Raw genomic sequence first — 7,823 nt, forward strand, 5'->3', positions numbered from 1 at the left:
CCTTATTTTATGACTGCGATCTTTGTTACCACACTTTCTTTTGAATCTTCGGTAGCAGAAAGTACAAGATAGATACCTGATGCTACACGAACACCTTTTTTGTTGCGACAGTTCCAAAATGCTTGTCCACCTAAGGATTTGGTTTGATAGATAAGATTTCCGTTCAAATCTGTGATTTTTACGTTTGAGTTATCCATTAAACCTGTGATAGTAACCTTATCTGCATGTTCCGGCCGTACAGGATTTGGATAAGCGTAGACGTCAGAATAATCGCTTTTTCCTTCCGTTGCTTCTCCTTTATAGGAGACTAAACCTTTATCTGTTCCAATAAAAACTTCACCTGTCTTTCCATTGATTTCGATGGAATATATTTTATCGGATAAAAGAGGACTGTTGGATGTATTGAATTGGTGAATGACTTCTTGATTGTCTCCGCTCAATACATAAACACCATTGCCATCTGTACCTATCCATTTCCGGTTTCCATTATCTATTTTTATAGTTGTCACCATTACGTTGTCGAGGAAATAGTAGGGTGTTCCATCTTCTTCATTGATAAGTTTGACACGTGTACAACGCATCGATTTATTGCTTTCCGATGTTGCCAATTTAGGATTGGTAAAGTAAATGGCACCTTTATTAGTCCCTACCCATACATATCCGTTTTTGTCTTCTGCCATACAGGTGTAATTACTTGGGGAGAAATTATTACCATCAGTATCGGTAAAACTTTCAAAATAGTAGGAATCAGCTGTATCCAATGAATTACTATTTGCAATGACTGTAATGCGAACTTCACCGGCAGGACGAGGTATATTTACCCATTTGTCATTGTTGGAAGTTATGAGAATGTCATTTATTGTATATTTATCTTTTAATGATTCAACAAATAAACTATGCCATTTTCCATCTTTATCTAATATTTTTATAGCATTATTTTTAACTTGAGAGTTAGTCATCCAAAGATTTCCATCCTTATCGAAAGAAAGTCCATCCATATTTAAATAATTACCTGAATTTCCTCCCGCTCCTTCAAGTGGACTATTTGAACCATGATATCTGATTTCAGGTTCTCTATTTTTATATTGGATAATTCCATCACCGAAAGAAGATACATAAATTATTTCATCTCCTGCATCGTTTGTACTCACAACAATACTGGTAAAGTCGCGAGGTAACATACCAAATTTACTTTGATTTTTAGAAGGTTCTAAGACTGTCCACTTATCATAATCATATATCATTACCAAACCTTCTTTACGAAAACGGAGGCCATCTGTCAGATTTTTACCACCGGGTATGATGTATACATTATTATTTTGACACACAATATCGAACGGACTATTGGAGTAGGGACCGTCCAACGTGATCGATTCATTTACAGCTTCAAATTGATTGGCACCGGTTCTCTTGATGGAACGCAAACCTTTGGCACCTTCTGCAATCCAATATTTATCAGTCTGATAAGTACTGATATCTTTTATGGCAAGATTGTTTATTTGGTCAAAAGTTTTTGTATCAGTGAAGATATAAACTTGTGAGGAAGCTATACAAGCTAATTTTTCGCCAATTACTTTGATGCTATTTATTGAAACATTATCGACTAAAGGAACAGTGGTATTATTTGATTCATAATAAACGCCTTTGTTTTTAGATAGATAAAACAGCTGATTTTTGAATAATACAATTGTATCTATAGAGCTATCCGATGGAAAACCTGTAATTGTATATGTTTTCCAATTTGATCTATCCAATAGGTTATCGTCTAAAGATGCATATAAAACACCGTTGAATGTCTCACTTTTTACAGAAGCGTATATCCGGTTATCCTGAATAGCGCAGGATGTGATATTTTGAGATAAGTTGTAGGTATCGGTTATTTCTTTTTTGTCCATGTTGACAACTACTATACCTGATTTTATGGATAAGTAAGCATATTCGTTATGAATCATAACAGAATTGACATCTTTGTCTCTTATTGATGTAGTAGTATACAAGTAAGGAATATTCTTTACCGAACCTTCTTGCAGAATGTCAATATTACAGTTTTTATAAACAATCAGCAGGGACTTTGTCTGTTTATTATAGGAAATGAATTGAATGTCGGTGTCATTCAATCCGTTTCCTTTATAATATTGCTTGATGCTATTATCTTCTTTTCCATATGTATATAGAGCGCCTTCCGCTACTACAAATACCTGGTCGGCAGATTCTTCTACGTTATTGGTGTTGTAGTAAGAAAGATATGTTTTCCATCCGAGTGTGTTATCATTGGCTGCCGTGGCAGTGAATGAAAGGAAAAAAAGCAAGATAACAGTCAATATATTTCTCATATTAAATACAATATTAGAACGTGTAATTTGAAAGAAAGGCAGTCAGTTTCTTAACTGCTTCGGCGCGGTGGCTGATTTTATTTTTAAGCTCGTTACCCATTTCGGCAAATGTCTGCGAACAGGTGTCGGGAACAAATACAGGGTCGTAGCCGAAACCGCTTCCACCTCGTTTATCCCGGATAATGGTGCCGTTTACAACTCCTTCGAACAGGTATTCCTTGCCGTCCAGGATAAGGGCGATAACGGTACGGAAACGGGCTTTCCTGTTTTCTTTGCCTTCCATCTCCTGGAGCAGTTTATTCATGTTTGCTTCCGAATCATGTCCCGGACCGGCATAGCGTGCGGAGTATACTCCCGGAGCGTTGTCCAGAGCTTCTACTTCCAGTCCCGTATCATCGGCGAAACAGTCGTAACCGAATTTCTCTTTGATATAACGGGCTTTTTGCAGGGCATTACCTTCCAGGGTTTCTGCTGTTTCGGGAATATCGTCGTGACAGTCGATGTCTGAAAGGCTTACTATTTCGGTGTATCCGGCTGTTATTTTCCGGACTTCGTCCAGCTTGTGCTGGTTATTTGTTGCAAATACAAGTTTCATTTTCGTTGTGTATAAATAAAAAAAGCACTTCTATACGATGTGTATATAACGTACGGAAGTGCTTTAAATTGTTCGAGTGACTGTTTTATGTTTTTATCTGGTCAAACCCTTCCCCGTACACGCCTCTGACGATGCTTTGCGAGATGAACGCCTGGTGGTCTATTTGTTTAACCAGGCGGAAGATGGCGACCGATTCGGATTTTTTGGCCAACAGGACGACCACTTTGACCGGCTTGCGGGAATAACCGCCTACGCCGTCGAGAATGGTGCATCCGCGGTCCAGGTCGTGAATGATCCGTTCGGCTATTTCGTCATACTTCTGCGAGAAGATGAAGAACTGGACCGATTGGCGGTTACCGTTCAACACCATGTCGAGCACATAATTACTTATAAACATCTCTACAAAACCGAATACGATCTTTTCGACGTCATGAAACAGAAGAAAAGAGGAACCGATGATGAAGAAATCGCAGAACAACAAGGCACGGCCAATGGATATATTCTTATATTTGTTGACAATAGCTCCGATGATATCCGTACCTCCCGTACTGCCGTTTGCCGAGAATACAAGTCCGAGACCGGCTCCGCAAAGGAAGGCTCCGATTATGATAGACATAAACGGCTGGTCGTGCAGGATGGTATGGTCTTTCAACAACCATTCGAAGAACGACAGGGATATGGACAGGGAGAAGACTCCGAATATCGTTTTTATCAGAAATTTAAACCCAAGTATTTTCAGGGCGGCCAACAATAATACTACGTTTATCACGAAGTAAGATACAGACACGGGGATAGCCTCGTTGGTGGCAAAGAAGATTAAGGCACAAATACCGCTGACTCCACCGGTAATAATTTCATTAGACAAGATGAAGGCGTTGAAGCCGAAGCCGTACAAGAGAGTACCCAATATAATCATCAGGTAGTCTTGTACAGCAAAATAAACTTTATTGTTTATGAACTTCATATAAATGTTTAGATTACGATGTTTACAATCTTTCCGGGAACAACGATAATCTTCTTCGGTGTCTTGCCTTCCATCCATTTGGCGGAGTTTTCATGTGCAAGAGCGGCCTTTTCTATCTCTTCGCGCGGCATATCGGCCGGAAGTTCCATGCTGAAACGGGCTTTACCGTTGAAGGAGATAGCATAAGTAAGCGAGTTTTCTTTCAAGTATTCTTCGTTGCAGACGGGCCATTTGGCGTCACAAACAGTTGTGTCGTGACCACAGGTATGCCATAATTCTTCGGCAAAATGAGGAGCGAACGGAGCCAACAGGATGATTAATTCTTCCAGAATGGCACGTTTGTTACATTTCAGGTTGCTCAGTTCATTTACACAAATCATAAAAGCACTGATAGAAGTGTTGTATGAGAAATGTTCGATGTCGAACGTTACTTTCTTGATCAGCTTATGCAGTGATTTCAGTTCGTCGGCTGTCGGCTCTGCATCTGTGATCTGCAATGTATCCGTATTACCGAAGAACAGTGTCCACAACTTTTTCAGGAAACGGTGAACGCCGTCGATACCGTTCGTGTCCCAAGGTTTGGATTGTTCCAACGGGCCCAGGAACATTTCGTACAGGCGAAGCGTATCGGCACCATATTTTTCAACGATCATGTCCGGGTTAACGACGTTGAACATCGACTTCGACATCTTTTCAACTGCCCAACCGCAGATATATTTGCCGTCTTCCAGTTCGAACTCGGCATCTTTATATTCCGGGCGCCAGCTTTTGAAGGCTTCCATATCCAGGACATCGTTCGATACGATATTTACATCCACGTGGATAGGAGTCACCTCGTATTTATCTTTCAGGTTCAGGGAAACGAACTTGTTCGTACCGTTGATACGATACACAAAGTTGGAACGTCCCTGGATCATTCCCTGGTTGATCAGTTTCTTGAACGGTTCTTCTTCGCAGACAACACCCAGATCGAACAGGAATTTATTCCAGAAGCGGCTGTAAATCAGGTGACCGGTAGCATGTTCGGTTCCACCGATATAGAGGTCTACATTACGCCAGTATTCGTCTACATCTTTAGCTACTAATGCCTGGTCGTTGTGCGGGTCCATATAGCGCAGGTAGTAAGCCGATGAACCGGCAAATCCCGGCATGGTACAAAGTTCGAGCGGGAAAATAGTCTTGTTGTCTATTTTGGAGACTTCTACAACTTCCTGTTTAGCGGTATCCCAAGCCCATTTTACGGCGTGTCCTAAAGGAGGTTCTCCCGTTTCGGTCGGCAGGAATTTATCGACTTCCGGCAGTTCGAGCGGCAGTTTGTCGACCGGCAACATCTGAGGCATGCCATCCGCATCGTAATAGACAGGGAACGGTTCGCCCCAATAACGCTGGCGGCTGAAGATAGCGTCGCGCAGGCGGTAGTTAATTTTTACACGTCCTAATTGATGTTCGGCTACATATTTCTTGGTGGCGGCGATTGCTTCCTTTACGGTCAGACCGTTCAGAGAGAGGTCGCAATAGGGCGTTACTTCCGGTCTCGGCGAGTTGCAGACGATGCCTTCTTTTGCATCGAGCTTTCTTCGCTGACGTCGCATCCTTCGATCAACGGAATAATCGGCAGGTTGAAATGTTTGGCAAATGCGTAGTCACGGCTGTCGTGTGCCGGAACGGCCATGATAGCACCTGTTCCGTAGCCGGCCAGTACGTAGTCGCTGATCCAGACGGGCACTGCGTCGCCTGTGAACGGGTTAATGGCGTATGAACCGCTGAATACACCGGTCACGGAACGGTCGGCGATGCGTTCGCGTTCCGTACGTTTCTTGGTGCGGTCCAGGTAAGCGTCCACTTCCTGCTTCTGCTCGGGAGTGGTTAGCTGGGCAACGAGTTCGCTTTCGGGAGCCAATACCATGAAAGTGACACCGAACATGGTATCTGCACGGGTCGTAAAGATCGTAAATTCCAGATCGCTGTCTTTCACCTTGAACTGGATTTCGGCTCCTTCGCTGCGACCGATCCAGTTACGCTGTGTTTCTTTCAGCGAGTCTGTCCAGTCGATTGTGTCCAGTCCGTCCAGCAAACGCTGTGCATAAGCCGATACACGCAAGCACCACTGGCGCATGATTTTCTGTTCCACCGGATAACCGCCGCGTTCGGAAACGCCGTTCACCACTTCATCATTAGCCAATACGGTTCCTAATGCGGCACACCAGTTTACCATCGTTTCGCCCCGATAAGCGATGCGGTAGTTCAGCAGGATTTCCTGTTTTTCTTTCTCACTCTTGGCTTTCCATTCGTCAGCCGTGAAGCTCAGCTCTTCGCCGCAGGCAACATTCAGGCCTTCTGTTCCGACCTGTTCGAAAGCGGCAACCAGTTCGCTGATAGGGCGTGCCTGCTTTTCGTCGTTGCAGTAGTAGCTGTTGAACATCTGGATGAATGCCCATTGTGTCCATTTATAATATTCCGGGTCGCAGGTACGGATTTCACGGCTCCAGTCGTAGCTGAAACCTATTTTATCCATTTGCTCGCGATATCGGGCGATGTTTTTCTTTGTCGTTACTTCGGGATGCTGTCCGGTCTGGATGGCATATTGTTCTGCCGGCAGTCCGTAAGCGTCATAGCCCATCGGGTGCAAAACGTTGAAACCTTGCAGGCGTTTGTAACGGGAATAAATGTCAGATGCGATGTAACCGAGCGGGTGGCCTACATGTAGTCCTGCTCCTGATGGATAAGGAAACATGTCCAAGACGTAATACTTAGGTTTGTCGGCATTCTTTTCGACTTTATAAACCTTGTTGGCAATCCAGTATTCGTGCCACTTTTTCTCAATTTCTCTGAAATTGTACTCCATGATTGTTTATCGTTTATTTTTATCGTTTTCTATTTAAAGCCACAAAGTTAGTGAATTTTGTGATTATACATATCCTATTCTATTTCTTGGTTTATTTTCTTTTTCTTTATTTCGGTTGGCTAATTCCGCCAGAGCCATGTAGATATCATCAAAATGCTGTTCATAACTTTCGTGGTCTTTGGAAAGACTTTCCAGATCTTCTTGTAAGAAACGGAGTTGCAGTTTGAGTTCTGCTAATTCTTTGGCAGTCTGATTGCTTTCAAGTATATATTGCCTTGTTTTTACGAAGGCCCGCATGATGTTTATATTGACTTGTATTGCTATAGGGGAACGGAGTACGCTTGACAGCATGGCTATTCCTTCTTGCGTAAAGGCGGAGGGTATAATATAGCTGTGCTTCATTGTTTTGGGTAACTGGTCGCAATTTGCGACCAGTTCATTCCATTCTTTTTCTGTAAGTATAAACATGAAGTCTTCTGGAAAACGTTCAATATTACGTTTAACTTGTTCTTTCAAACGTCTTGTTTCCACCTGATACAATGTTGCCAAATCAAAATCCAGCATCACCCGTTGACCTCTAATCTCATAAATTTTGTTTTGAATCACTTGTAGTTCCATAGCTAAGTGTTTTTATTGTTTTAATTATTCAAAGGAAAGGATAATAATCCGATTGCGCAACTGTCCCCATGTATTTTCTATTTGTTCTGTAAGGCTCACCCGATAATTATTGGGGATAAACATAAGGATGAGGCAGGTTATGCGGATCAGTTTAAACCTGACAAGTTTCGAATCTTGCAACCCTGAAAATTACAATAACCCCCCTTTTTAGCCGTTTTTCTATTTCGTCCGAAATTCTGATCGATTTGGGATTGACTTTTTTTATGATTTTAACCTGATCGGATGACAATAGATAAAATGAGGTGCCGAGCTCATTCCAAAAAATGTGCAATTTGATAGCCGAGAACTGGATACGGCAGCAAAGTGATAAAGCTTAACTCCCGGAGAATCGAATATTTGAAAATAAAACGGACGGCGTTCCAAATATCCCAAGGAAATTCAGGTGCTTTTTTGCCCTTACAACGGTCC

General features: G+C 42.3%; 4 protein-coding genes and 1 pseudogene. All 5 read right to left on the bottom strand.

The window, feature by feature from the left end; genetic code table 11:
* Positions 1-2 precede the first annotated feature (2 nt).
* Positions 3-2,333, bottom strand: a complete 2,331-nt coding sequence (locus tag DW083_RS16855; RefSeq protein ID WP_122333182.1) for a two-component regulator propeller domain-containing protein — start codon at positions 2,331-2,333, stop codon at positions 3-5.
* Between the two features lie 13 nt (positions 2,334-2,346).
* A complete protein-coding gene (locus DW083_RS16860) occupies positions 2,347-2,928 on the bottom strand; it encodes a non-canonical purine NTP diphosphatase (RefSeq protein ID WP_122333183.1) in 582 nt (193 codons plus the stop codon).
* 85 nt (positions 2,929-3,013) lie between these two features.
* Positions 3,014-3,892, bottom strand: coding sequence for a YitT family protein (locus DW083_RS16865; RefSeq protein WP_115499761.1), 879 nt, complete (start codon positions 3,890-3,892; stop codon positions 3,014-3,016).
* Positions 3,893-3,900: 8 nt separating this feature from the next.
* Positions 3,901-6,737, bottom strand: a pseudogene (gene leuS / locus DW083_RS16870) (leucine--tRNA ligase).
* Positions 6,738-6,800: 63 nt separating this feature from the next.
* Positions 6,801-7,355: an ORF6N domain-containing protein gene (locus DW083_RS16875; RefSeq protein ID WP_122333184.1), complete on the bottom strand. Its 555-nt coding sequence runs from the start codon at positions 7,353-7,355 to the stop codon at positions 6,801-6,803.
* Positions 7,356-7,823: the final 468 nt, after the last annotated feature.

The organism is Parabacteroides sp. AF48-14 (genome assembly GCF_003477465.1).
GTDB lineage: Bacteria > Bacteroidota > Bacteroidia > Bacteroidales > Tannerellaceae > Parabacteroides > Parabacteroides acidifaciens.

Excerpts from the sequence above, each read along its gene's own strand:
- DW083_RS16855 (WP_122333182.1), bottom strand. The coding sequence starts at position 2,333 with ATGAGAAATATATTGACTGTTATCTTGCTTTTTTTCCTTTCATTCACT.
- DW083_RS16860 (WP_122333183.1), bottom strand. The coding sequence starts at position 2,928 with ATGAAACTTGTATTTGCAACAAATAACCAGCACAAGCTGGACGAAGTC.
- DW083_RS16865 (WP_115499761.1), bottom strand. The coding sequence starts at position 3,892 with ATGAAGTTCATAAACAATAAAGTTTATTTTGCTGTACAAGACTACCTG.
- DW083_RS16875 (WP_122333184.1), bottom strand. The coding sequence starts at position 7,355 with ATGGAACTACAAGTGATTCAAAACAAAATTTATGAGATTAGAGGTCAA.